Raw genomic sequence first — 24,136 nt, forward strand, 5'->3', positions numbered from 1 at the left:
GACGTGGCCTTCACGTTCATCCTCAACGGCCGACTAATGCGCGAGCAGCCGGCGCCCGGGCAGTGCCTGCGCACGTATCTGCGCCGGCAGGGCTGCTTCGGGGTGAAGAAGGGCTGTGACAGCGGTGACTGCGGAGCCTGCACCGTGCACGTGGACGGCACCCCGGTGCACAGCTGCCTCTACCCGGCACTGCGGGCCCAAGGCCGGGCCGTGACCACGGCGGAGGGTTTGTCCGAAGGCAGCCGACTGCATCCCGTGCAGCAGGCGTTCGCCGCCGTCCAGGCCTTCCGGTGCGGCTACTGCACCCCCGGTTTCGTCATGACCGCCGCTGCCATGACACCGGCCCAGCGCGCCGACCTGCCGCAGGCACTCAAGGGAAACCTGTGCCGCTGTACCGGCTACCGCTGCATCACACAAGCCATCCAATCAGCAACTCCGGCCCGCGGTGACACCGAGCGCACAGCAGCAGGTGCTCCCCTTGCTGCGGAGGTTGAGGACATCGTCACGGGCAGAGCCCGCTTCACCCTCGACCGCCCGGACCCCGCAGGACTGCTGCACGTCAAGCTGGTCCGCTCGGAGCACCAGCACGCCCGCATCGTCGGTATCGACATCACCGAAGCCCTCGCTGTACCGGGAGTTCACAGCGTCCTCACTCATCACGACGCCCCCAAGGCATGTTTCTCCACTGCCCTGCACGAACATGCCGATGAAGACCCGGCCGACACTCGCGTCCTGGATGACGTCGTCCGTTACGCCGGGCAGCGTGTCGCTGCGGTCGTGGCCGACAGCGAAGCCGCCGCCGAAGAGGGCTGCTGCCGCGTCCGTATCACCTATCAAACCTTGCCCGCGGTCACCGGCCCCGAAGAGGCTCTGTCGGCCGCTGCCCCGCACATCCACCCCAGCGGCAACATCGTCGACGAACTGCACACCACCATCGGGGACGTCGACACCGGCCTGGCCGAGGCGGACTTCTGTTACGAGGGCACCTTCCGCACGCATCGAGTCCAGCACGCCGCGCTGGAAACTCACGCCAGCCTCGTCTGGGAAGGCGATGACGGACGGCTGCACGTCCATACCGCCACCCAGGCACCTCACCTGACCCGCCGGCTCCTGGGCAGGGTGTTTGGCCTGCCGCCCAAGCGCCTGCATGTCACGGCCGCACGGCTGGGCGGCGCGTTCGGCGGAAAGCAGGAGATGCTCACCGAGGACATCGCCGTGCTCGCCGCGCTGCGCAGCGGGCGGCCTGTCAAGCTGGACTACATCCGAGCCGAGGAGTTCACCGCCACCACGCGCCACCCCTTCCAGGTCCGGGTGAAGATCGCAGCCCGTCGTGACGGCACGCTCACGGCACTGCGGCTGCACGTCCTGTGCGACACCGGCGCCTACGGCAACCACGGCCCCGCCGTCCTGCGTAACGCCTGTACCGAAGCGCTGATTCTCTACCGCTGCCCGAACGTCTCGGTCGACGGCTGGGCGCTGTACACGAACAATGTTCCGGCCGGTGCTTTTCGCGGCTATGGCATCGGCCAGGTCGCCTTCGCCGTCGAATCAGCCCTCGACGAGCGCGCCCGCACGGCCGGCATCGAGCCCCTGACCATGCGACGCAAGGCCTACCCGCACCCTGGACAGACCGCCCACGCCCCGACAGCCGACGGCACCCCGCCCACCGCGGACCACGGCATCACCGGCTGCCTGGACCTCATCGAAACCGCCCGCTCCCAGCGCAAGGACACACCACCCCTGCTCCCCGGGCCGGCCTGGCTCGTGGGCGAAGGTACGGCGGCCACCGTCACCCACACACAGCCCTCCGACGGCCACATCGCCCAGGCCGCCGCCACCATGCGTCCCGACGGCACCTACGACGTGTACACCGGTGCACCGGAATTCGGCAGCCAGGCCACCACCGTCCACCGGCGTATCGCCGCCACCGCCCTGGCCACCACCGTCGAACGCATCCACCTCCATCAGGGCGACACCGACCTGCTCACCCACGACACCGGGGGCTTTGTCTCCACCGGATCCACCCTCGCCGCCCGTGCCGTCCAGGACGCCTGCCAACGCCTGCATACGGTGATCCTGGACGTGGCGGCCGCGTATACCGGCATCGACCGGTCCGTCTGCCGGCTCGGCCAGGACGTCGTCGACTGTGCCGGCAGACCCTTGCCCCTGCCTCTGGTGCACCAAGCCGCGCGTGACGCCGACCGGAAGCTTGCTTCCACTGCGTCCTGCGACGCCACCGGGGGCACCCCAGGTCTGGCGGCCAACGCCCAGTGGATCCGCCTGGCCGTCGACCCGGCCACCGGTCTCGTCACCATCCTCGGCTCGATCCACGCCAGCGACGCCGGCACCGTCCTCGACCCCCAGCAACTCCGCGGCCAGATCGAGGGAGCCGTCGCGCAAGGCATCGGCACGATACTGATAGAAAACATCCGAACCGACCAGCACGGTCGCGTCACCACCACCCAGCTGTGGACGTACCCCATCCCGCACATCAGCGATGTACCGCACACCGACGTCCACTTCGTCCCGGCGCCCGGCCACCTGTGCGGGGCCAAACCCGCCAGCGAAGCGGCGTTCAACCCCGTCGCTCCGGCTGTGGCCAACGCGCTGCGCGACGCCACCGGCATCCGTTTCACCACCCTTCCCCTGCGCGCCGACATCATCTGGGCACAACTGAACGCGAAACAGGCGGGCCTCGCAGCGGCCGCCCAAGGAGGGATCAGCGATGGTGAATCCTACCGAGCCCGATGACAGCAAGCCGCCGCGGTACGCCGCCTCGCCCTCAGCCGTCGGTGGGGGCCGGGACGTAGTCGTGATCGGGTGCGGCACCGTGGGGACCAGTGTGTTCCTGCACCTGGTGGCCCCGGACGTACAACCTCACCGCGCGGATGGCTCAGCCCGGAACAGCGACCGCCTCCGGTCGGTGTGTTGGTGGATCCCCACCCGGTTGGCTGGGGGCTGGCGTTCGGAGACGACGACCCGCTGCTGATGTGCAACAGCGCCGTCAACCTCAACTCCATCCTGGCCGAGCGGCCCACGGACTTCCTCGACCACCTGCGCGGGCACGGCTGGACAGGACACCCCCAGGACTGCGTCCCCCGTTCCTGGATGGCCGCCTACTGTCACCTGCGCTACACCCGAGCCCGCCAGGACGCCATCAACCGCGGCATTCAAGTCCATCACGTGCGCGCCGCAGCCCACACCATCACCAAGCAGCACGATACCTACCGGATCCATCTGGACACCGGCCCAGAAAACACTGCCAGCCACGTCGTCATCTGTCCCGGCGTCCACCGCCCACGCACCCCCGACGGCTTCACCCCCCACCAGCACCACCCCCGCTATCTGGACAGCCCCTATCCCGCCGCCCGCCTGCGCCGTCTGTCCGCACCGGCACGCGTCCTGGTGCTTGGAACCCACCAAAGCGCCATCGACGCCGCCCTGGTGCTGTGCCGCGCCGGACACCACACCACGCTCACTTCACCCTCCGGCCAACTGCCCGCCGTACGCACCTCGCTCAAGGCCCCCACCCGACCACACCCCCCACTGCAGCGCATGACCCAACTGGACCCCACCGACCCCCGCCTGGAAGACAAGATCACTCGCCATGTCATCGAAGCGATCCGTCTGATCGAACGGCGGCCCCTGCGCCACCAGGTCTCCACCAGCCCCGACCCGGCCCAGCGGCTGCGCGAGGAAATCACCTTGGCCGAGACCGGAGCCTGCCTCTGGGCCGACATCTGCGTCCCTGTGATCGAAGCCATCATCACCCTGGCTTCCGCGCTACCCCCCGCACGCCGCAGCGCTCTCATCGCACGCTTCGCCTGGTTCACCAACCGCTACGCCACAGCCACCACTCTCATCAACGCCCGCCGCCTGCTCACCCACTTCACCTCCGGGGCGCTGAAGGTCGCCGCCTCCTACCCGACTGCCGCCACCTTCACCGACGGCCTCTGGCACATCCAGCGACCCGGCGCGGGCACCGAGTGCTTCGATCACATCGTCAACGCCACCGGCTTCCACCCACCCCAGGTGCGCTGGGGCTCTCTAAACGACACCCTTCACCTGGACCACGCGCCCACCCCACATCCCGACACCCACCCCATTGATCACCTGACAGCCGACCTGCGGCTGCGCCGACAGCCCACGGCGCCACCCGAACGCATCTGGCTGGCCGGTGTCTGCACGCACATCCGCACCCCCTTCGCCAACCACCTGCGCAACGCGGTCCACCAGGCCCAGCAGGTGGCGAAACAGGTACGCGCCTGAAGACCTCCTTGCCGGCCAGATCAGTGAGATCGGCAGCACCTGCTTCTCACTGCCTTGGGCAGGTGGCCCCCACACTGTCGGGACCACAGGTGGCGAGGCCTCCTGGTCCCCAGACAGCACCCAGGTGGGCACCGGCAGCGGGTCTGTCAAATGAACGGATCTGTCTCACTTGCGGTGGTGACGGAACGTGTCTGACATCGTTGACATCGCGTGCGTGATGTCAATGAGCTACCGCACCGACGACGAGCAGAACGCCGCCATCAACGCCTACATCCGCTGGCGCAATACCCGCGCCGAGCCCAAGATCACCTTCGCCCCCCCCGGACTCACCCTCCGGACCTGGACCCAGTACCCGACCCGCGCTGCCTGACCGCCACCCCGGGTGGTTTCACAGGCAGCGGTTTACTCGCCCCCTTCGGGCGAGGGGCGACGTGTCGCTCGCAGTCAGACGACGGGCCAATACGCGGGTGGTGCTGCCGTCGTCCTCTTCGATGTCCCGGACATGCTCGAAACCGATTCCGTCCAGCAGGGTCAGTGAGGCCTTGTTCGGTGCAGCTACGGTGGCGTGCACCTTGGTCAGTCCGAGCGTGTCGAAGCCATAGGCGACGATCGCCTCTGCCAGCTCGGTCCCCAGGCCAAACCCCCATGCCGCCGGCGCCAGAGCGTAGATGATCTCGTGGCCTCCCACGACGTCAGTCGGCTTGATTTCGGCATGCCCGACCAGGAGTCCGTCCCGACGAACCGCCCAGACATTGAACAGGTTCTGGGCATAGACCTTCGTGAAGATCCGCCCGAACAGGGCCCGGTCTGCTGCTTCGGAAGCAGGGCCGTCACCCATCCACTGCGACATCCTGGTGTCCTGGAACAGAGCGACGAAGCCCTCTTCGTCCTCGGGGACGTACGGCTCCAGGAGCAGCCGCTCGGTGCGCAGAGTCGGGGTCACAGACGGCGACGCTACCCACGCAACACCCAGGTCGCCAAACCACTTTCACATGCACCGATATCGCCCTCCCCGCCCGCCATGCGGACCGTCCCCGGAGCCGCAGGCCGAGCCCTCATGCTCAGCCATTTACACGGCCAACGCTCTGAGCCGAGCCACTGGATAGCCGGAGCAGTACGTCAACGGCGGGTTCCCTGACACCCTCCTGGAGTCCGACTGCGAGGCTTGTCAGTGGCAGGGGTGATGCTTTGCATGTGAAGACCCAGGATGAGTACCCGATTTCCAGTCAAGCCGTGGATGGCCGACTGCCTGATCCGCGTTCCGTGATCGAGGGCACCGACTGGGCTGCGCTGGAGCACGCCTACGGAACGGCGCAGGACACGCCACTTCGCCTGCTCCAGCTCTTGGACGAGGACCCGGAGGTTCAAGCGGGAGCGCTGGGGCTGCTGGACATGTCCGTCCTTCACCAGGAGTCCTTGTACAGCGCGACGGCGCCGGCCGCGCTGTACGTAGCCGCGGTGCTGAACGACCCCCGCACTCTGGCAGGCCATGAGAACTACTCCACCTGGGACGACCGCCCTCGACCGCTGCGGGCCGCGTTGCTGGAATGGCTGGGGCAGGTCGCGGATTCGGCCGCTTACAGCGAGACAACCGGCGAAGACGACGGCAACGATCCGGGCGTCACCGATGCGGTCCGGGCTGTCCGCGCCACGATCCACGACGCCGTCTCCCTGCACCTGCTGGCCCCGGACCCCACTGTCCGAGAGGCCGCCCTCAGCGCCACCACCGCGCTCCTTCAGTCCCCCAAACTGGCCGGTCGAATATCCGGAACCACCCAGATCCTCCGGCGGCTACTGGCCCAAAGCACCGACCGGCGTGAACGCGCTGCCACCATCTTGACCATCGGCGCCTGGGGCGAGGACACCATCAGCTGGCTCGCCGACCCCGACCCCGCCATCCGTGCCTGCGCCGCTCTGTCACCGGGATGCGCCAGTAACGCCAAGGCGACGCGGACGATCCTCCGCGCACTGCTCGACCCCGCGGCCATCGACTCCTGGTTCCTCGAACCCACCGCCACCGACCCCTGGGCTGGAGATACGCTGCCGCAGATCACAGGGCGCCTGCGGCACGCCCTTCTGGCCACGGCCATCGACCGGGCCAACGACTTCGAGGAACTCCTGCCAGCCGCCTTGGCCTCCGTGCCGTTCTGCAGCAACCTCACCATCGCCGAGGACTGGGGACCGCTGCTTGCTGCGGCATTCCCTTCCGGCTATGACCAGAGTGCCAAGCTCACTCCAGCCCAGCACCGTTACCTGGATGCTCTCGCCGACCGCGACGTGTGCTGGCGATACACCCATCTCGTCACCTCGTGGTTCGACGACGTCGGCCTTCCCGCGGACCGCAACGCCATCAGGGCACTCCTGGCCGGGCCGCGGCCCCACCAATAGGGACGCCGACTCGGACTGCTCAGCCACCAGCGCCAGGCAGGAATACCGCACGGTTCGAATGATGCCCCCCGCCAGCTGGCGCATCGACGTGGACCGCGCAGCGGCGCGAGGCATACGCCAACGACCTGGGAGCCCCCACCTCGCTGGTCGGCGTCACCGCCAGGTGCAACCGCAGTAAGTCCGACCAAGATCCGGGCACCTGGATGCCGCCCAGCGGTGAAGTCCACTGCCAGTACGCCGCGGAATGGACCGGAACCAAGCTCCGCTGGGACCTGACTGTCGACCCGCAGGAACAGACCGGGCTGCTCGACCTTGCCGAGCAGTGCCCGACCACCGAAGTCCACTTCGAACCCGCCCCGTAGCCGAAACGCCCACGCCCCTTGCCTGGCCCAGACGATGTCAGGCAGGGGCGTCCTCACCCGTGAGTTGTGGCTGGTGCCTGCACCGGCCAGAACCGCCAGGCGAACGACGAGGCGGTGAAGCGTTGGGTGAACAGCGCCGTGACGAGGTCAGTTCTCGGTCGCTTGATCGACGTGACTCAAGACTATTTGTTCCGCCACGATGTGGCTTTGGAGCCGGATCCGTTCATGACCCGTGTGCGGCGGGAGGAGCCCATCGCCCGGGTGGCGATGCCCTACGGCAGTGGCCCATGCTGGCTGGTGACCCGCTATTCCGACGTTCAGTTGGTGACCTCCGACCGGCGATTCAGCCGGGCCGCTCTGGTGGGCAAAGACTTCCCGCGAATCACACCGGCACCGATCGCGCAGAGCGAAGCGATCAACCTGATGGACCCACCTGTGCTCAACCGCATCCGCCGGCTCGCGACGCACGCCTTCGGGCCTCGCCAGCTCGAACGGCTGAGCCCCTGGGTGCAGGCGATGATGGCCATGACCCCCGAGGGCCGGACCGCCGCCGCCGAGGCCAAGCAGCAACTGCGCGCGTACTTCGATGGTCTGACCGCCCGCCGTCGCGCCGCACCGGGCGAGGACCTGCTCAGCGCCCTTGCGACCGCCCGGATCGGCACCGAAAAACTTACCGACGCCGAACTGGCCGTCCTGGCAATGCTGCTGATGGTCACCGGCCACGACACGACCACTTACGACATCAGCAACATCGTCTTCACCCTCCTCACCCACCCAGCTCAGCTCGCCCAGCTACGGGCACGCCCCCAGCTGTTGGAGCAGGCGATCGAGGAGCTGCTGCGCTACATCCCCTTCCGGCAGGGCGTCGGCATCCCCCGCATCGCACTGGAGGACGTCACCATCGACGGGGGTGACGATCCGTGCCGGCGACACCGTCCACGTCTCGTACCTCACCGCCAACCGCGACGAGCTCGCCTACGACCGCCCCGACGAACTCGACTTCGAGCGGCCGTCCCCGCCCGCGCACCTGGCCTTCGGCTATGGAATGCACCATTGCCTGGGCTCGCACCTCGCCCGCCTGATGCTCCGCACGTCGATCGGCAGCCTGCTGACACGGTTCCCCAGTCTCCATCTGGCCGTACCGGCCGAGGAGGTGCACTGGAACACTCAGTCCATCTGGCGCTACCCCGTCACTCTGCCGGTCGCGTGGTAAGCGCCGTGCCGACCTTGTGCCGCCCCCATGTCGCCGTCCCCGAACACGTCGTCACCGCCGAGGAGACCCTCGATCTCGCCCGCACCCCGCAAGCCGGACACCCGCAGCTCGAGCTGGCCCTGCGTCTGATTGCCAACACCGGAGTGCGCACCCGCCACGTCCTCCAGCCGCTGGAGGCCACCCTGAAGCACCCCGGTTCGAAGAGCGCAACGTCCTGTACGAAAGGAGGCCAAGGTACGCCTGCCACAGGTCATCGAGACCGCGCTGGAGCACGCGGAGCTCACGGCCCCCGACATCGACATGATCATTTACGTGTCGTGCACCGGGTTCATGATGCCGTCGATGACAGCCTGGCTGATCAACAGCATGCGGTTTCGGCCCGACACCCGCCAGCTGCCCATCTCACAGCCGGGCTGCGCGGCAGGCGGCGCGGCAGTCAACCGTGCACACGACTTCTGCACCGCCTACCCACAGCGCAACGTGCTCATCGTCGCGTGCGAGTTCTGCTCGCTCCTTCGAGGGGCGGGCGCCCCGGCGGCCCTTCTTCTTCCGGTTGGCGGCTGGTCCTTCTTCTCCGGTATGACTGCCTTGATGTTCCGTTCGCGCAGGTGGGCGCGGTTGCCACGGGACGAGTAGGCCTTGTCCCCGGCGACCGCGTCCGGTCGGGTGCGGGGGCGGCCGACCGGCCCGCGGAGCCGTACCTTCGAGAGCACGGGGATGAACTGCGGACTATCCGCGGCCTGTCCGACGCTCAAGATCAGTGCCAGTGGCCGACATCCGCGGTCGGCGGCCAGGTGGACCTTGCTGGTCAGCCCGCCGCGCGAGCGTCCAAGCAGGGCAACTTTCAACCGGAACTCGCGTCGTCGCCGGATGCGCCGCCGCTCCTGCCGATCGGGATCGCATGCGGCGTCCGCCCGGTTTGTTCCTCCGTGCCACCCCCTTTTGCTGGGCCTTCCCCTCCTCGACAGCCGCCTTCTTCAGGGCGGCGAGAACGTCAGGATCGGCATGCATCCCCGCCGCGTCGTGGTGGGCCCGGCCCGTGGTGGAATCCACGCTGACATCAGGGACAAGTCCACCCGGCCCCGTTTGGCCGCCTCGGCGATCAGGCCCTTCAGCAGGGCTTCGAAGACACCAGCGTCCCGCCACTGCCGGAAACGGTTGTGCACGGTCGGCCATGCGCCCCTGCGCTCCTGTGCTGAACCGCCAGATCACGCCCTCGAACTGCTGCCGCAGCCGCTCGGGGTACGGGCCGTACCCGCCGACCGGCAGGTACGGCCCTATGAACCCCCACTCCTCGTCTGTCAGTTGCACGCGCGTCACGCAAGACGATCTACCGGTTCAGGCCCCGCTGCGAGGGCGAATCCCGCAGATTGAGCACGACTCGATACGCGCCCTGGACGCCTGACTGTGGAGGACGAGCGGCCCGCGCCCCGCCGCCGTCGGCGGGGCCGGTATCCCGGTTACTGCCAGTCGAGGCGCCCGTCGATCACGCGCGGCGCGTTGTCGTCCCCGAAGCCCCGCCCCTCGCACAGCGCGTTGGCGACCTCGGTCAGGTAGGCGGCGAACGTCGCCTCACCCAGGCTCGGAAGTTCGGCCTCGGCGTAGTCGCCGAGCAGCCCGTACCCCTGGCCGGGGGTGCAGTCGACGAAGGTGCCGTAGAAGCCATCCGGGTCGATGGTGGTGATCGGCAGGCAACGCTGCCCGGGTTCGTCTTCCAGGCGCTCGGCTGCGACCGGGCCCTCGAACCACGTGCCCAGGTTCTCCAGGGGGCCGATCCCCTCACCCTCGGGCAGGAAGTACCCGGTCGGCTCGGGAGTGTCGCGGGATGTGGGCCAGTCGAAATCCGAGGCTGGTCCGGTGCCGTTGCGCACCAGGTAGAAGGCGCGCACATCGGCCGGGACCGTCAAGTCGAGATCCTGCTCCAGCGAGCGGAGCTCGTCCTCCGTCGCGGGGGCGGGCAACCGCTGGAAGGTGCGGGGCGCATGCTCTTTCAACCACGTCTCGATCCGTGCCCAGGCGGCGAGGGACTGCTCAGCCCGTATCTGATCATCGGTCATAGCCCGGACCATAGCCGTGGGGTATGACACCGGTCGCTGGCCACTGACAAGGCATCACCAGGACCCCGCATTGATCACGACCCAATACGCGCCCTAGTAGGGCTTGATCAGGTTCACCCGCCGGTGGCGTGTCCGTTTGATCGGGTGTGTCATTGACCGGTTTGTGACACCTGGAGAGTCTGGAGGACTTCGCGGCGGATGCACGACGCCGCCCGCCCGCTCTCGCCGACGATCGGAACCTTCGCCGGGGCCCAGCAGGCCAACCACGTACAGCTGCCAGTCCGGTGGATCGGGGGCGTCCGAGTCGTCCATGCTCATGGTGGAGCGCTCGCCGGGGCGGCCCGTCAGTCCTTCGGCCTCGCCGACGCCTTGGCACAGAGGTACGGACGCGCGAGCAGCAGGCCGGTGCCGGTCATGGCGATGCCGAAGTACAGCGGCGCGAGGTGGATGAAGTCGGTGTAGTGGATCGCGCCGTGCACCACGACAGCCGGCAGGAAGCCGGCGGCCGCCGCCGCGGCCAGGGTCCAGAACACCCAAGCCTCACCCCGCCGCCAGCCCCACGCGCTGAGCAGAGTGATGGCCACCGCGGCGGCCATCAAGGCGCCGCCGAACCCCGCCCGGTCGTGGGCGACGAACGGCACAAGCCGGGGATTCACGGATTCCAGCGTCTGCGTGCTGGCGCCCAGGAAGGCCAGGTCGGTCGGCACGAAGACACCGGTCAGACCGACCCCCGAGATCACCGCTCCGCCGACGAACAGCCCCGCTCCCGTGACGATCAGCAGCAGCTGGCCGACCAGCGACCGCCGGCGCTCCGGCTCCGGCCCCTCGGGCGCCAGGCGCCACCGCGGTGCGTGCGGGGTCCGACGGACCGCGGCCACGAACATCGGAAACAGCACGATGGTGGTGGCCGTGTGCAGGGGTTCCACGAAGCCGGTGGCCAGGAAGTAGAACAAGGTGGGAAAGCCGATCGCCCCCGAGAGCAGATACACCTCACGGGCCCAGGGCCAGCCGCGTCTGATCCCGCCCACGGCGAGGCCGGTGTAGAGGGCGCCGATCGCTACCATCGTGCCGGCCATGGTGATCCGGTCGTGCTGGAGGAAGTGCACGAGGTGGTGGTTGGCGGCATGCAGTTCGTGCAGCGTCATGCCGAGGTAGTCGCGGTCGTACCAGAGCAGCACCGGCCCGAGCGTGATCGCCGCGGCGCCGAGTCCGGCGCCCGTCATACCGAGCCCGACGAGTAGCGCCCACCACCAGGCGGGCCAGCGGCGGGGATCGCGGCCGACGTCCCGCAGCACCGGAGCGGGCGCGGTGGGCGTGGCTGCCTCGGTGACCCGTTGGAACCAACCGGGTCCGGCCGCGACGAGCACCCCGGGCCGGGCGAGCACGACGGCGCCCGGCTCCTTGAGCGCGGCGGCCGCGGCGGTGACCGATGGGTCGGACGCATGGACCACGCGCGGGTCGTCGCTGCTGGTGAACCCGTCGACATAGGGCTTGAGGGCGGCCTCGGCCTCCGGGTCGCAGGCGCGGACAACCAGCGGGATCGAGCGGCCGGCAGCGGCCTCGCGTACGGTCGCCGCGTCGGCCGCCGAGACGGGCGCCACCTCGACGACACCAGCCCCGAGCGGGGGCATGGCGCGTACCGCTTCGCGGGCGAGCGAGGGCGGGACGGATATGCCGAGACGGACGGTCACGGGCACCCCGGCGATCTCGCCGGCGAGCCGCTTCGGCGGATGGCGGTGGCCGAACCCCCGGGCGATCAGCCGCGCGCCGGCGGGACGGGAGCCGATCGAGGCCAGCAGCCGCAGTGCGGCTCGCTGCGAACGGCGCTGGCCGAGGACGGCAGCGGCCGCGCCGCGCAGCGGGTGATACGTCCAGTCCGGCATCAGTCGCTTTCGCTCTCCGTCGCGGTGACCCGGTCACCGGGCGCGGTCCAGCCGAGCACCGGCGTCATGGAACGCAGCGTCGCCCGCGTCGGCGTCAGCCGGGCGGCAGTGTCGCGCAGCAGCACCGCGGGCGGCCACGACAACTGGCCGACTGCGCCGAGCAGGGCGGAGCGGCGCGCGATGGCCTGGGTCCGCGGGCGGCGCAGCAGGTCGTACGAGCGGAGCGCGCCGGCCACATCCGGGGTGCCGTCAAGGCAGTGGGCGAGGGTGACCGCGTCCTCCAGCGCCTGGCAAGCGCCCTGGCCCAGATTAGGGGTCATGGCATGGGCCGCGTCGCCCAGCAGCGCGACCCGGCCGCGGACGAAGGAGGGCAGCGGCGGCAGATCGTACAGGTCGTGTCGGAGCACCGCGTCCGCGGGGACAGCGGCCAGCAGGGCGGGGATGGGATCCGGCCAGGACCCGAACCGGCGCAGCAGTTCGGCGTACTCGGACGAGCCGGAGGCCGCTCCCGCCGGCAGCGACGCGGTCGCGAAGCAGTACATCCGCCCGCCCGGTAGCGCCGTGTAGCCGAGCCTCGCTCCGCGGCCCCAGATCGCTGCGCCCTCGGAGGGCGGCTCGGCGAGGGGCTCGGTGGTCATGCGCCAGGCCGTGTAGCCGGCGTACCGGGCGCCGGCCGCGTCGGGCCACAGGGCGCGGCGGACCGCACTGCGCAGCCCGTCGGCGCCGACCACGAGATCGGGTCGGGACTCGCCCCTACGGTGATCGACGACCAGGCAGCGGCCGCCGTCGTGGACTGCGGACACCTCGCTGCCCGGCCGCAGGCTGTCAGGGGGAAGCGCCTCGGTGAGCGCCCGCAACAGGTCCGCGCGGTGCAGGACCACCAGGGGATGGCCGAAGCGGCGCGCCAGCTCCGCGTTGTCCGTACGGGACAGCCAGCGGCCCTGGCGGTCGCGTACGCCGCCTGTGGCCTCGACGGCGCCGAGTGCCCGGACGGCGTCGGCCAGGCCGAGCACCTCAAGCGCGTGCAGCGCGTTCGGCCACAGGGAGATGCCGGCGCCGATCTCAGTGAACTCCGGGGCCCGTTCCAGCACCTCGACGCGCCAGCCCCGGCGATGCAGGGCGATGGCCGCCGCGAGCCCGCCGATCCCGCCGCCGACGATGGTCGCGGCGCGCTGCGGCATGGGTCCTCGCTCTGGGTTCGGGGGCGCCGCCCCCGGTCAAGTGGCCGTCGATCCGGTGTCCGGGCGGCATGCGACGCGACGCAGGTCCGGCGGAGCAGCGTCTCATAGCAACATGTCGACAGACGCCTGTCAATGTGCCGAGCGGCAGACCGGCCAGGTTGGTATCGCCGTGGCTATGTCTCGGTGACAGGTGGGGCAGGCGCCGGTCCAGAGGGCGAGGAGTAACTGCATCTCGCGGACGACCTGGTAGAGGGTCAGGCCGGCGCCGTTTCTTTTGGGGTCCGGGCCAGTCGCTGGAGTTGCAGAAGGCGTGGGCGGCGGAGACGAGGGTGACGTGGTGGTGCCAGCCGTTGAAGGTGCGGCCCTCGAAGTGGGCCAGCCCAGGGCCTGTTTCATCTCGCGGTAGTCGTGCTCGATCCGCCGGCGGAACTTGGCCAGCCGAACGAGCGTGGTGAGCGGGATATCGTCGGGCAGGTTGGAGAGCCAGAACTGCACCGGCTCCGGCTCGGCGGCGGGCCGTTCTGCCAGCGGCCAGCACGCGGGCAGTTCCGGACCGTCGACGGCCTTGCGGATCTCACGTCCAGCGGGCCGGATCCGCAGCGCAAACCGCGACTACATGCGCCTGAACCCGCTGCGGCCGGTGCCGAGACGGGACCCCCTCCCGCCACTGCACGAGCCGGGCCGACTGCTTCCCTGCGGCGATGACCAGCTCTTTCACACTCTTTGGCGCCTCGGGGTAAGCAGGCTGAGGAGGGCACCCGCGGCCGCTGTGTGGCGGAGTGTGCGGCCTTGCGTCGTGCGGGTGGGCACTGACTGTGGTTGAGCTGCCCACCACGTAGTGCAGCCCGCGTGTCTCCAGGCCGAGCCGGAAGGCTGCGGTGTCGCCGTAGCCGCCGTCGGCCACGGCGAGGGGGACATCGACGCCCCAGGACCGGGTCTCGTCGATCACGTCCAGGGCCAGTTGCCACTTCTCGACATGACCCACGTCCGGCGGGATGCCGCACCGTTCGCGGCGGGCCACCTTGGCGGGATCGGCCTGCGGCGAGGTGGGATCCCAGCTCTTGGGGAGGAACAAGCGCCAGTCGATCGCCGCCGAGGCGGTGTCCGAGGCCGGGTGCAAGGACACGCCCGCCTGGCAGTTGGTCACTTTGCCGGCGGTGCCGGTGTACCGCCGCGACACACAGGCCGACGCGTCGCCGTCCTTGAGGAAGCCCGTGTCATCAATGATCAGCGCGGTGGGTTTGCTCGCCGGGTCCATCTTCCACGTGAGTCGGGCCCGCACATGCGCCGGATCCCACGGGGTGGTGGTGATGAAGCGGGGCAAGGGCCTGCCGATTGCCGTCCTCACCCAGCCGGGCCGCCATCGGCTCCACCGATTTCCGCTGCCCGTCCAGCAGCAGCCCCCGCAGATACACCCCACCCCACCGACGCTGATCCGCCCGCGCGGACGGCTCGAACACATACGCCGCGAAATCCTGCAGACGGCACCGGACTTAATCCAACTCCCCAGGTTGTGCCGTCTCACAGGAATACATGACGCGTTGGAATGGCGGCTCTCTGAACTGCGGGGACGCAGGTAATGAGAAAGGAGGCGAACCGGTTGCTCGCGGTCGTTGATGCCCGTTGTACGGCCCCTGAGCTGGGCGGCTGCATTTTGTGAGAGAGATAGCAGGGGCATTGAGGCGACGCCAATGGCGGCGGGAACGTGACCCGTACGCAGTTGGCGGCTTTAGCCAACCGAGCGCTCAGTTTTCCGGGAACGTGCCCGCGCCGTCGGCGGGGGAGTTCGGGTCCGGTGGCCATGAGGCGACCAGCAGGTCGCTGGAGGCGTCGATGCCGTGGGCGGCTCGGTGCCGGCTGATGGCCCGGTCGCGGACGCTGACCGTGAGGGTGGATGAGCCCTCACCGGGCGCGGTGCTGTCCTTCACGGCGTCGTGGAGGTTGCGGCCCGGGCACATCGCGGCGGCCGGAAGGGCGAGCTCGAAGTCCAGTGGCAGGGGGCCTGTTTTGAGCTCACCGCTCGGGATCTCGGAGGTGATCCTCGCGGGCATGCCGTAGGCGGCCATCACCACTCCGTTGGGGCCCTGGATTTCCACGCTCAGCCCCCGTCTCCCAAGCGGCTTCTCCAGGATCAGCGGCTGTCTACTGCCGGCGGCAATAGACAGCTTTATAGAGATCCGTCCGGAATCGGGAGTTCTCGTGCTGGAGTAGCCGTAGCTCAGCACCACCATCTGCGGGGTTGCGGAATGCTTGGGCGGGCGGGGGCCGGGGTCGAGGTGGTGGCCGGGCTTTCCGCACGCGCTCAATGCGGCGAAACCTCCCCCGTCGAGGGGCCTGTCCCCGCTTGTGGCTTGAGTGTGCGCGGCTGGCGACGAACCGGACTGGACGCATCCCGTCGTCATGAACAGCGCAACGGCCGAGGCAGCGGTCCGCCGAGCTCTCCGATGTCCTGCCATTCCCCGCCCTCGTTCCAGTACCGCCGCAAAAGTATCAGGGGTGGCAGGTGGACCTGCCGCAGGGCAGGCCCCGGTAACTGGAACGCTCACTCCGCCAACTCAAACAATCACTCGCCGAGTGAAACGCACAGTCACAGCCCTGTGACTGAGCACTCCAGTTGGCACGCTCGCCGGATGTGGCGCCCAGTTCGGCGTGTCCAACGAAAGAGGGTCACGTGCCCTCGCTGCTGACGGCTAGGGCAGACCCACGAGCCCCCAGCCGCGGCGGGCGGCTTCCGTGGTCACACCGCCCCATTCACTCAGAAGCCCGGTGAAGTTGTCGAAGGTGTCCGGGCGGCCTGCCCAGCCCTCGCTCTCGGCGGCGAACGGCTCGTGCAACGCCTCGAGGTGAGGCTCCACTCGCTCCCAGGCGCGGGCCTTGCCGGGTACGGCCTCAGGCGGGCACACCAGAAGGACGTACGGCCTCCAGCGGTCGGTTGCCGGCGGGAAGAACCCTCCACCTCCAGTCGGCGCAGGATCGTCGGCCGGATCCACATCCCAGATCAGACCGGCGACAAAGGTGTCCATCGCTTCGCGCACGGATGTGTCGACGAGGAGCCGTATGTCGGCCCATGCATCGCCCGCGCGAGCATGCGGGCCATAGGCGCCGGTGGTGGTGAAGAAGACGTACTCGGCGCACCATGCAGACACCCGATCTGGGGGCCACAGCCAGCCGCCGCCGGCCGGTCCGTGCCTCTGGTAATCGTCGTAGAACTCCGTTGGCCAGGTCGCGTCGTCCAGTGCTTGGACCCGGTTCTCGACGGGCGTGCCGCTCAAGTGTTCCCAGTCCGCCATGAACAGCGAAAGATCCAGCCCCATAGCGGCAGCATAGACAGGACCCGCCACAAGGCCGAGGCGGGTCAGCGCTCCCGCCGAAGATCAGCGGCGTACCGGGAGTGCCCTGCCCGCCAGCTGTGGTACTCAAGGTGCCAACTGAACTGCTCAGGTGCCAACTGGCGTGCTCAGTCACAAGCCCGCACCGGCGCGTGGCGCTTTACGGGGTGTCAGTAGCCGAGGTCGATGTAGTCGATGTCGGTGAACTCCACGACGAGTCCTTGGGCGCGGCGGCCGTTGTCCTTGAAGTACTGCTCCTGAGGCCCTCGACGATCAGCCGCGTGAGGTCGTCTTCGCCGGCGGTGGCTTGGCGGTGGCTTCGTCCATGAGAATGGGTTCTGGATCAACTTCTGTGGTGGGTGCACACCGAGTGACAACTGAGGAAGCTGCCCGGAGACGAGCGTGCCGAACAGGCTCTGATCAGGGACGGCTCACCCCGCGTCCGCCGTGAACGTCATCTCTGCTGTATCGACGGTCTTTGCGCGGCGCCCGGGTGCGCCTTGCCATTGCCAGTAGAGGTTGGTGTGCGCGATCACTTGGTTCGGGGCTGGCGCGCCGTACTCGCTGAGGTCCTGCGTCGTATGTGCGTCGCCGACCAGCGTCACGTCGTACCCGCGGACGAAGGCCCCGTGAAGAGTCGCGCGGATGCACCCGTCGCTCTGGGCACCCGTCACAACGAGCTGGCCCACCCCACGCTCGGCGAGGAGCGCCTCCAACGCCGTGCCCTCAAACGAGTCACCGTAGGTCTTGTGGACGAGAGGCTCCGCATCTCGTCGAACCAGCTCCGACACGTACTGCCAGGGCTCGCTGTCCCGCTCGAGACCGCAATCAACGGGAACAACAGCTCCTTCAGCCGGAGCAGGACCTCTTCCACGGCCCGAACTGTCAGCCCAACCGCCTCTACCACGGCTCATTTTCGGGCGACTTCGGCTGCCGCCCGGAGATGCTCAGCAGTCAACCCAGAGTGGCCACTTCACACAAGTGATGCTGTTGGTGATCTTCACTCGATGGGGTGGAGCCTGGGACCGTGGCTGAGTTCATGTCCTCGTGGTGCTGCGCTGGTGGAAGTGGGGCGGTTTCGGCGGTCGGAGGGGTGGCCGCAGTGCAATGGGTTCGGTTTTGGGGCGGGTGATTCCGCCGTTGACGGTGCGGATGGCACGGGCGAGCAATCCACGGGGCACGGCCGCGATGTGGGTGCGCGATCGACTGGACGGCTTGTTCACGGATGCCGACTTCGCCGACTGGTATGCGGCTGACGGACGGCGTGGGCTGTCGCCGGCTCAGCTGGCTCTCGTGTCGGTGCTCCAGTACGCGGAGGACCTCACCGACCGGCAGGCGGCGGACGCAGTCCGCTGACGTCTGGACTGGAAGTACTGTCTGGGCCTTGAGCTGGACGATCCGGGATTCGACTTCACGGTCCTGAGTGAATTCCGCGACCGGGTGGCCAAAGGCAACCGTGCGGACCGGCTCTTGGCGCTGGTCGTGGACCGGCTCGCAGAAGCCGGGCTGGTCAAGCGGCGGGGACGGATCCGGACGGATTCCACCCACGTGCTGGCGGCGGTGCGCCGTCTGAACCGGGGTGAACTGGTCGCTGAGACGCTGCGTTGTGCTCTTGAGGACCTCGCGCTGCAGGGCGAGGGGTGGCTGGGTGCTGCGGGTGGGTGAGGACGGGCTGCACATCCTGCGCGCCGTCTATCACGACGATGCCTCGCCTGGCCTACGGGAGTTGAGGTCCGTGCAGGTCCTGCGGCAGTTCTGGGTCCAGCAGTACTGACACGACGAAGCGGGCCAACTCCGCTGGCCTTGTCGTGCAGGACTGTCCGTGCCATCAGGAGCTCCCAGTCAGGGTTGGTCTGCTTGCACGGTCAGTTACCCCGAGGGAGGGGCGGTACGCGGCTCACGCAGGGTCTGTACGGACGAACAGACCAGCGTTGACCGGCGGCCGGGAGCCTCGGCCAGGACGAAGACTGTCTGCGGCCGCGGTTGGGCGTCGAGCCCTCCGGGCCCGGTGCTTCAGGCAGCATCCTCCATGCCGGTGCCGGTGCCGGTGCCGGTGTCGACAGGTGAAGGTGCTGGTTGAGGCGACTGGACACCTGTCGTTGCTTTGTCGAAGGCCCGGAAGATGGCCCAGACAACAACCAGTGCCCCGGTGATCAGCCACGGCACGTACCAGAGCGAAGTCAGCCACGTGGGGTGGAACAGCGCCTGGACATTGCTGGTCACCATGGCGAGGGCGAGCATCCAACAGAGCGCAGCCCCGGCGACTGAAGCGGCCGTGTGCCACCCCGTGCGTGTCAACAGGGTGCCGTCGGGCGCGACAAATCTTTTACGCATCTTCTCCCCAGAAGAGAATCTTGTGCCTCGGATCGGACCGGCGCACATTTCGGTTCGGTGCTGGTCAAGGACTCCGTAGTCGACCCCGACTCCTCGCCCGGCGCCAGAGGGCACGGCCCGGGACTGGCAGTTCCTTCCTTGAGCCGACGCGGGGTTCCGGCGACCCGTCAGCGGTCGGCGTCGAGTAGCTGCTCGCTGCGTGTGCCCAAAATTTCAACAGAATGTGCCTGAACGTGTGTAGGGTAGCAACTGTTGCTGAGTGGCAACTCTGCAGTTCCGGATGTCCGTGAGGGCCGGGAGCTCAGTGGGGCTGCCGCCAGCGATGAGCGTCCGGCGGCCGTTGGGGTCCGTCGGTTACCGGTGACACCGTGCGCTTCACGCAGAACGCCGACGGCTCATACAAGACGCCAGCCGGTTACTCGAAGGATCTGAAGAAGAACGCGGAAGGCACCTACTCGCTGACCGCCCGCAAGTCAGGGTCGAAGGACACGTACAACCAGTACGGCACGCTCACCAAGGTGACCGACCGCAACGACGGTTCGATCACGGTCACCCAGCACGACGAGGGCGGCGAGAACAAGGGCTTCAAGCTAACGGAGAGCCGCTCGGGCCGCTGGGTCGATCTGCTGAAGACCAACGCGTCACAGTGGCAGGCGAAGGACCACACCGGACGCACCACCGTCTTCGACCTCAACTCGGCCGGCGATCTCGTCAAGACGACGGACACCGAAGGCAAGGCGACCGCGTTCGGCTACGACTCCTCCCGCCGCCTGACGAAGATCACCACCCCCGAGGGGCGGGTCACGGTCTTCACCTACGACGCCCACAACCGCATCACCTCCATGCTGCGGGCCACCGCCTTCAACGGCACCGGTCACACCGGCCCCACCTACACCTACTCCTACACCGCCGAGGACGGCTCAAAGGCCGGCACGACGACGGTCACCGACCCGGAGCAGCACGCCACGAAGTACGAGCACGACGCGGACGGACAGGTCACCAAGGTCACCGACGCCAACCTGCGCTCCCGCTCCAAGACCTTTGACGCCAACCGAAACATCGCCACCGCGACGGACGCGATGGGCGTGGACGGCGTGGGCGCCAACGTGACCACCTACGGCTGGGACGCCCGCAACAACCCCACCTCCGCCAAGCTGCCCACCGGCGCCACCTCCGCCGTCACCGGCTACCAGACCATCGCCGGCACCGACCTCCCCGGCTCGATGACCAGTCCGGACGGCGAGAAGGCCGACTTCACCTACGACACGGCAGGCAACACCGCATCCGTCGCAGCGACCGGGACCGGCGGCGGGACGCGGAACTTCACGTACAACAAGGCCACCCCGACCTGTGGCGGCTTCGAAGGCCAGCGCTGCACCGTCAAGGACGCCCGCGGCAAGGTCACCTCATTCACCTACGACGCCAAGGGCAACCTGAGCAAGGTCACCCCGCCCGCCCCGCTCGGCGTGACGACGTACACCTACGACGACCTGGGCCGGCCGGCCGCCGCCAAGGACGGGCGGGGCGTCACCACCCTCTACACGTACGACCACCGCGACCGGATCAGCAAGGTCGACACCTCGGGCTACGCCACCGTCACCTACTCCTACGACGGCGACGGCAACCTGAAGCAGCGCTCCGACGGCACTGGCGTGACGTCGTACGACTTCGACCCGCTGTCGCGTGAGACGGTGCGGACCTTGCAGAACGGCTCGCAGACCCGCCTGACCTACACGCCGGCGGGCAACGTCGACACCTACGAGGATCCGGCCGGTGTCACCGACTACACGTGGAACAAGGTCAACAAGCTCTCCGAGCTGAAGGACCCGACTGGCAAGGTGACCACGTACACCTACAACAACAACGACACCCGCACGAAGACCACCTACCCCGGTGGCACCGTGCAGGACGTCACGCTCGATAAGTCCGGGCGGCCGACCGCCATCAAGGCGACGTCCCCCAAGGGCACGCACACCGACCTGTCGTACACCTACGGCTACGACCACGACGCCAACTCGGCCACCGAGGACAAGGACGGGTCGAAGATCCGCACGCGTACCGACACGGCCGCGGGTCTCAAGCAGGCGTACACCTATGACAGTGCCGGGCGGATGACACTGGCCAAGGAGACCGCGGGCACCACGCTCAAGACGACGTGGGTGTACTGCTTCGACGCGGCCGGCAACCTCACCTCCCAGTCCGACACCGGCACCTGCCCCGGATCCGGTTCGACGTTCACCTACAACGACGCCTCCCAGCTGACCGCGAAGAACGGCGTCACCACCGGCTGGTCCTACGACCAGGTCGGCAACGAAACGGCCGGAGCCTCCACCACCGCCCAGGCCCGCACGGCCGAGAAGTGGTCGGACTACTCCCAGCTCACCTCCCTGACCGTCGGCGGCAAGACGTACACCGGCCAGTACGGTTCCACCGACCAGAGCGAGCGGATCAAGCTCGGCGACACCTTCTTCCACAACGGGCCGCTCGGCCTGTCCGCCAAGTCGACGGCCGGCGTGGACATGGGATTCAACCGGGAACCCGGGGGCACCCTGAATTCCATGACGACCGGGGGCAAGAGCTACTACTACCTCACCGACGCACTCGGCTCTGTCATCGCACTCGCCGATGAAGCGGGCACGAAGACCAACTCGTACTCCTACAGCCCCCGCGGCGTCACCCGCGCCGCCACCTCCGAAACAGTCCCCCAGCCCCACCGGTTCGCCGGCGGCTACCAAGACCCCACCGGCCTCTACCACTACGAGGCCCGCTACTACGACCCCAACATCGGCCGCTTCAACTCACCCGACCCCTCCGGCCAGGAGAAGAACCCCTACCTGTACGCCGAAGGCGACCCCGTCAACCGCATAGACCCGCACGGAACGCTCAGCCTGAGCGGTGTGGCGGACTTCCTGGATGACACCAATGACATCTGGGGAGCAGCAGTGGGATGTGTTGGCGGAATCGGCGCCGCCGCGGAAACCGGAATCATCGCAACAGCCAGCACTTTCGGCCCGTGGGGCACAGGTGCAGCGGTCGTGGGCAGCTGCGCTGTGGGGGGATTCCTCGGATACAACAATGCCGACATCATCAGTTATGGCTGACGGCTGACGGCTGACGGCTGACGGCTGACGGCTGACGCGCAACGACGAGACGGGAACTGCTGTGATGACGCCTGATAAGACGCGTTACCACAGCAGCGCCCGATACCGACAGGGCAGATAGGGAAAGGATAGACCGGTGAGCAACAAGTCGAAGATGAATCTTTTCATGTCTGTCGTTGCCGTGGTTACCGTCCTGGCTTTCGCCCAGGGCATTATGGCTGAGGGATCGGGCAAAACGCTGCCTCTCATTCTCGGGGGCCTGGGGGTGGTTTCGCTCGCCATGTGGGCCTTGGCCTTGCGCAGCACGAAGAGCAGGTGAAGGTCGGTGGCGCCCTGCTCCACGCTCGAATGACCCCGCCCCGCGCCAGCTGAACTCGGCTCCGGGTCGCCTCTCGCCTCTGTCTCGACTTGAGGCAGCCAGCATGGAGCCGGGAGAAGTGCGCACCCGGCGGGTGGCCGTTTCCATTGGAAACGGCCACCCGCCTTTCCGTGGAGGAACTTCGCCGTAGGTAAGTCTGGTGTGGACATGGGATTCAACCGGGGAACCCGGGGGCGCATTGAACTCCATCGACCGGGGGCAAGAGCCTCACCGACGCGAGCCTCACCGACGCGCTGGCTCCGTCATCGCGCTCGCCGACCAAGCGGGCATGAAGGTCAATTCTTACTCCTACAGCCTGCGGCGTCACCCACGCCGCGACCTCCGAGACCGTGTCCCGCCCCCACCGGTTCGCCGGCGGCTATCAGGACCCCGCAGGCCTCTACCACTACGAGGCCCGCTACTACGACCCCAACATCGGCCGCTTCAACTCGCCGACCCCAGCGAACGGCGCATCTGTTTGAGGGGGACACTCAAGCCCTCTGGGGCGACGTCGCAGGATTCGGTGCGGGCGCCATCGTTGGTGGTGCATGCGAGGCCATCAAGCCATTCCTACGGCGGGAGCTTCTGCGGTGTTAGGACAAGCGGTCCGCTTCGGGGGAGCCTGGGGCGCAAGTACTGCCGCTTCCAATCTGGTAGGCGGATAGCCGAACGCGGGTGGACAGGTCCGCGAACGATACGCGCACCTGCCCACCCGCGTTTCACCCAATAAGAGAGGATACTCATGAATCGCCTCGGATGGACGTTCGAACAAAGAGCGGGCGTTAAATGGTACTTCACCTTCACTTCATTCTTCGCTGCTGTCGGTGTGATTCTTTCAATCATTCTGATCTCCCTGCGAAATGCTGGCGGTTGGGGCTTTTGGTGATTGCTGTCATTGCCTGGGGTGGGATGTTTCTATTCCTCAGGAACACTCGTAGGAGTCAGCCTTAGAATAGGAAACGGAGATAAGGGCCTGCGGAGGGATTGGCTGGTGCATGTAACCAGTGGCTTAAGAGGGGGACTCTTCGGCTGAGACGGTTGCCTCATTGGACCTGTGGATGGCATTCGGCGCGGAGATCCTTGTCATCGTGATCTGCAGGGGGAGTTCGAAAAGGTGCTGGTAGCTACGACAAGCCTCGGCCTAATGCCCTCACCCGCTCGCGTCAGCAGGCTCCATCTTTACGGATGCGCTCGGGTTTCGTCATCGCGCTCACGGAGGAGACCGGCACCAAGTCAACTCGTACTCCCTATAGCTCCCCCGGCATCCGCGCCGGGACGAACATAAATGTAGAACTCGATCACTTTGCCCCTTCACCAGGCGTAGAGAAGGCGCTATGGCGGGATGATGCTGGGAGTCGGGGGCAGCCTGATGCTCTTTGGGAGGCCGACAGTGATGTGGTGGAGCTGGCTGATCGTCGCAGGCGTCTGTGCCCTAGCGCTGGTGGGCACGGTGCTTGCCATTCAGGCGCGCAGGTGTTCCGGGTCAGTGATCGCTGTGCAGCGCGGTCGGCGCTCGGGTAACGGGGCAGGCGGTGAAAGAATTGATGCTGGCGTCCGAGCTGGCTAAGAGGTCGTTTTCTCCTAGTGTTTTATCCCGGAATCAACTGTTTGTTCTGGGGTATCGGGTCGCGCCATGAAATGGTGTTCTCGCCGGTGAGGCG

At 67.8% G+C, this 24,136-nt stretch carries 17 protein-coding genes and 7 pseudogenes; 13 read left to right on the plus strand and 11 right to left on the minus strand.

What is annotated here, in order from left to right; all coding sequences use genetic code 11:
* Positions 1-3: 3 nt before the first annotated feature.
* The 3 genes from ABZX79_RS31165 to ABZX79_RS31175 all read left to right on the plus strand — a co-directional run bounded on the left by ABZX79_RS31165 (position 4) and on the right by ABZX79_RS31175 (position 4,639).
* Positions 4-2,751, plus strand: coding sequence for a molybdopterin cofactor-binding domain-containing protein (locus ABZX79_RS31165; RefSeq protein WP_355265107.1), 2,748 nt, complete (start codon positions 4-6; stop codon positions 2,749-2,751).
* Between the two features lie 180 nt (positions 2,752-2,931).
* Entirely contained in the window at positions 2,932-4,269 is a 1,338-nt protein-coding gene (locus ABZX79_RS31170; protein WP_355265173.1) for an FAD/NAD(P)-binding protein, read from the plus strand.
* A 187-nt stretch (positions 4,270-4,456) separates the two neighbouring features.
* The gene (locus ABZX79_RS31175) at positions 4,457-4,639 is read left to right on the plus strand and encodes a hypothetical protein (protein WP_355265110.1); all 183 of its coding nucleotides are present in this window, start codon (positions 4,457-4,459) and stop codon (positions 4,637-4,639) included.
* Positions 4,640-4,657: 18 nt separating this feature from the next.
* On the opposite strand, the gene ABZX79_RS31180 is transcribed toward ABZX79_RS31175, so the two are convergent.
* Positions 4,658-5,212, minus strand: coding sequence for a GNAT family N-acetyltransferase (locus tag ABZX79_RS31180; RefSeq protein WP_355265113.1), 555 nt, complete (start codon positions 5,210-5,212; stop codon positions 4,658-4,660).
* A gap of 290 nt (positions 5,213-5,502) precedes the next feature.
* On the opposite strand from ABZX79_RS31180, the gene ABZX79_RS31185 reads away from it, so the two are divergent.
* The 4 genes and pseudogenes from ABZX79_RS31185 (at position 5,503) to ABZX79_RS31200 (ending at position 8,868) form a co-directional block, all read left to right on the plus strand.
* Positions 5,503-6,657: a HEAT repeat domain-containing protein gene (locus ABZX79_RS31185; RefSeq protein WP_355265116.1), complete on the plus strand. Its 1,155-nt coding sequence runs from the start codon at positions 5,503-5,505 to the stop codon at positions 6,655-6,657.
* Between the two features lie 77 nt (positions 6,658-6,734).
* Positions 6,735-7,019 (plus strand): annotated as a pseudogene (locus ABZX79_RS31190) (HNH endonuclease); the annotation flags it as partial.
* Between the two features lie 186 nt (positions 7,020-7,205).
* A pseudogene (locus ABZX79_RS31195) lies at positions 7,206-8,232 on the plus strand (cytochrome P450).
* A gap of 5 nt (positions 8,233-8,237) precedes the next feature.
* A pseudogene (locus tag ABZX79_RS31200) lies at positions 8,238-8,868 on the plus strand (hypothetical protein).
* On the opposite strand, the pseudogene ABZX79_RS31205 reads toward ABZX79_RS31200, so the two are convergent.
* The 9 genes and pseudogenes from ABZX79_RS31205 to ABZX79_RS31245 all read right to left on the minus strand — a co-directional run.
* Positions 8,763-9,065: pseudogene (locus tag ABZX79_RS31205) on the minus strand (transposase); the annotation flags it as partial. The pseudogenes ABZX79_RS31200 and ABZX79_RS31205 overlap by 106 nt on opposite strands.
* Before the next feature lie 627 nt (positions 9,066-9,692).
* Positions 9,693-10,289: an SMI1/KNR4 family protein gene (locus ABZX79_RS31210; RefSeq protein WP_355265119.1), complete on the minus strand. Its 597-nt coding sequence runs from the start codon at positions 10,287-10,289 to the stop codon at positions 9,693-9,695.
* Between the two features lie 344 nt (positions 10,290-10,633).
* Positions 10,634-12,172 (minus strand): hypothetical protein, encoded by a 1,539-nt coding sequence (locus ABZX79_RS31215; RefSeq protein ID WP_355265122.1) that lies wholly within the window; start codon positions 12,170-12,172, stop codon positions 10,634-10,636.
* The gene (locus ABZX79_RS31220; RefSeq protein ID WP_355265125.1) at positions 12,172-13,353 is read right to left on the minus strand and encodes an FAD-dependent monooxygenase; all 1,182 of its coding nucleotides are present in this window, start codon (positions 13,351-13,353) and stop codon (positions 12,172-12,174) included. Before ABZX79_RS31220 ends, ABZX79_RS31215 begins: the two co-directional genes overlap by 1 nt.
* 254 nt (positions 13,354-13,607) lie before the next feature.
* Positions 13,608-14,834 (minus strand): annotated as a pseudogene (locus ABZX79_RS31225) (IS701 family transposase).
* A 264-nt stretch (positions 14,835-15,098) separates the two neighbouring features.
* Positions 15,099-15,659 (minus strand): hypothetical protein, encoded by a 561-nt coding sequence (locus tag ABZX79_RS31230; RefSeq protein WP_355265128.1) that lies wholly within the window; start codon positions 15,657-15,659, stop codon positions 15,099-15,101.
* A gap of 384 nt (positions 15,660-16,043) precedes the next feature.
* Complete coding sequence (locus ABZX79_RS31235; RefSeq protein WP_355265131.1) at positions 16,044-16,667, minus strand: hypothetical protein; 624 nt, start codon at positions 16,665-16,667, stop codon at positions 16,044-16,046.
* A 185-nt stretch (positions 16,668-16,852) separates the two neighbouring features.
* Positions 16,853-16,948 (minus strand): annotated as a pseudogene (locus tag ABZX79_RS31240) (XRE family transcriptional regulator); the annotation flags it as partial.
* 165 nt (positions 16,949-17,113) lie between these two features.
* Positions 17,114-17,503 (minus strand): annotated as a pseudogene (locus ABZX79_RS31245) (isochorismatase family protein); the annotation flags it as partial.
* Positions 17,504-17,897: 394 nt separating this feature from the next.
* Here ABZX79_RS31245 and ABZX79_RS31250 point away from each other — a divergent pair.
* The 3 genes from ABZX79_RS31250 to ABZX79_RS31260 are packed head-to-tail and all read left to right on the plus strand — an operon-like array spanning position 17,898 to position 18,456.
* A complete protein-coding gene (locus ABZX79_RS31250; RefSeq protein WP_355265134.1) occupies positions 17,898-18,038 on the plus strand; it encodes a hypothetical protein in 141 nt (46 codons plus the stop codon).
* A 3-nt stretch (positions 18,039-18,041) separates the two neighbouring features.
* Complete coding sequence (locus tag ABZX79_RS31255; RefSeq protein ID WP_355265176.1) at positions 18,042-18,347, plus strand: transposase; 306 nt, start codon at positions 18,042-18,044, stop codon at positions 18,345-18,347.
* Positions 18,331-18,456, plus strand: a complete 126-nt coding sequence (locus ABZX79_RS31260) for a hypothetical protein (protein WP_355265137.1) — start codon at positions 18,331-18,333, stop codon at positions 18,454-18,456. Before ABZX79_RS31255 ends, ABZX79_RS31260 begins: the two co-directional genes overlap by 17 nt.
* A 239-nt stretch (positions 18,457-18,695) precedes the next feature.
* Here ABZX79_RS31260 and ABZX79_RS31265 read toward each other — a convergent pair whose 3' ends face one another.
* The gene (locus ABZX79_RS31265; protein ID WP_355265140.1) at positions 18,696-18,923 is read right to left on the minus strand and encodes a hypothetical protein; all 228 of its coding nucleotides are present in this window, start codon (positions 18,921-18,923) and stop codon (positions 18,696-18,698) included.
* 461 nt (positions 18,924-19,384) lie between these two features.
* Between ABZX79_RS31265 and ABZX79_RS31270 the strand changes: the two genes are divergently transcribed.
* The 3 genes from ABZX79_RS31270 to ABZX79_RS31280 all read left to right on the plus strand — a co-directional run bounded on the left by ABZX79_RS31270 (position 19,385) and on the right by ABZX79_RS31280 (position 22,957).
* Positions 19,385-22,117: an RHS repeat-associated core domain-containing protein gene (locus ABZX79_RS31270; RefSeq protein ID WP_355265143.1), complete on the plus strand. Its 2,733-nt coding sequence runs from the start codon at positions 19,385-19,387 to the stop codon at positions 22,115-22,117.
* Between the two features lie 136 nt (positions 22,118-22,253).
* Positions 22,254-22,436, plus strand: a complete 183-nt coding sequence (locus ABZX79_RS31275; protein ID WP_355265146.1) for a hypothetical protein — start codon at positions 22,254-22,256, stop codon at positions 22,434-22,436.
* 389 nt (positions 22,437-22,825) lie between these two features.
* On the plus strand, positions 22,826-22,957 hold the full coding sequence (locus ABZX79_RS31280; protein WP_355265149.1) for an RHS repeat-associated core domain-containing protein: 132 nt from the start codon (positions 22,826-22,828) through the stop codon (positions 22,955-22,957).
* Positions 22,958-24,136 lie beyond the last annotated feature (1,179 nt).

It is taken from the genome of Streptomyces sp. NPDC002994 (genome assembly GCF_040611155.1).
Lineage (GTDB): Bacteria > Actinomycetota > Actinomycetes > Streptomycetales > Streptomycetaceae > Streptomyces.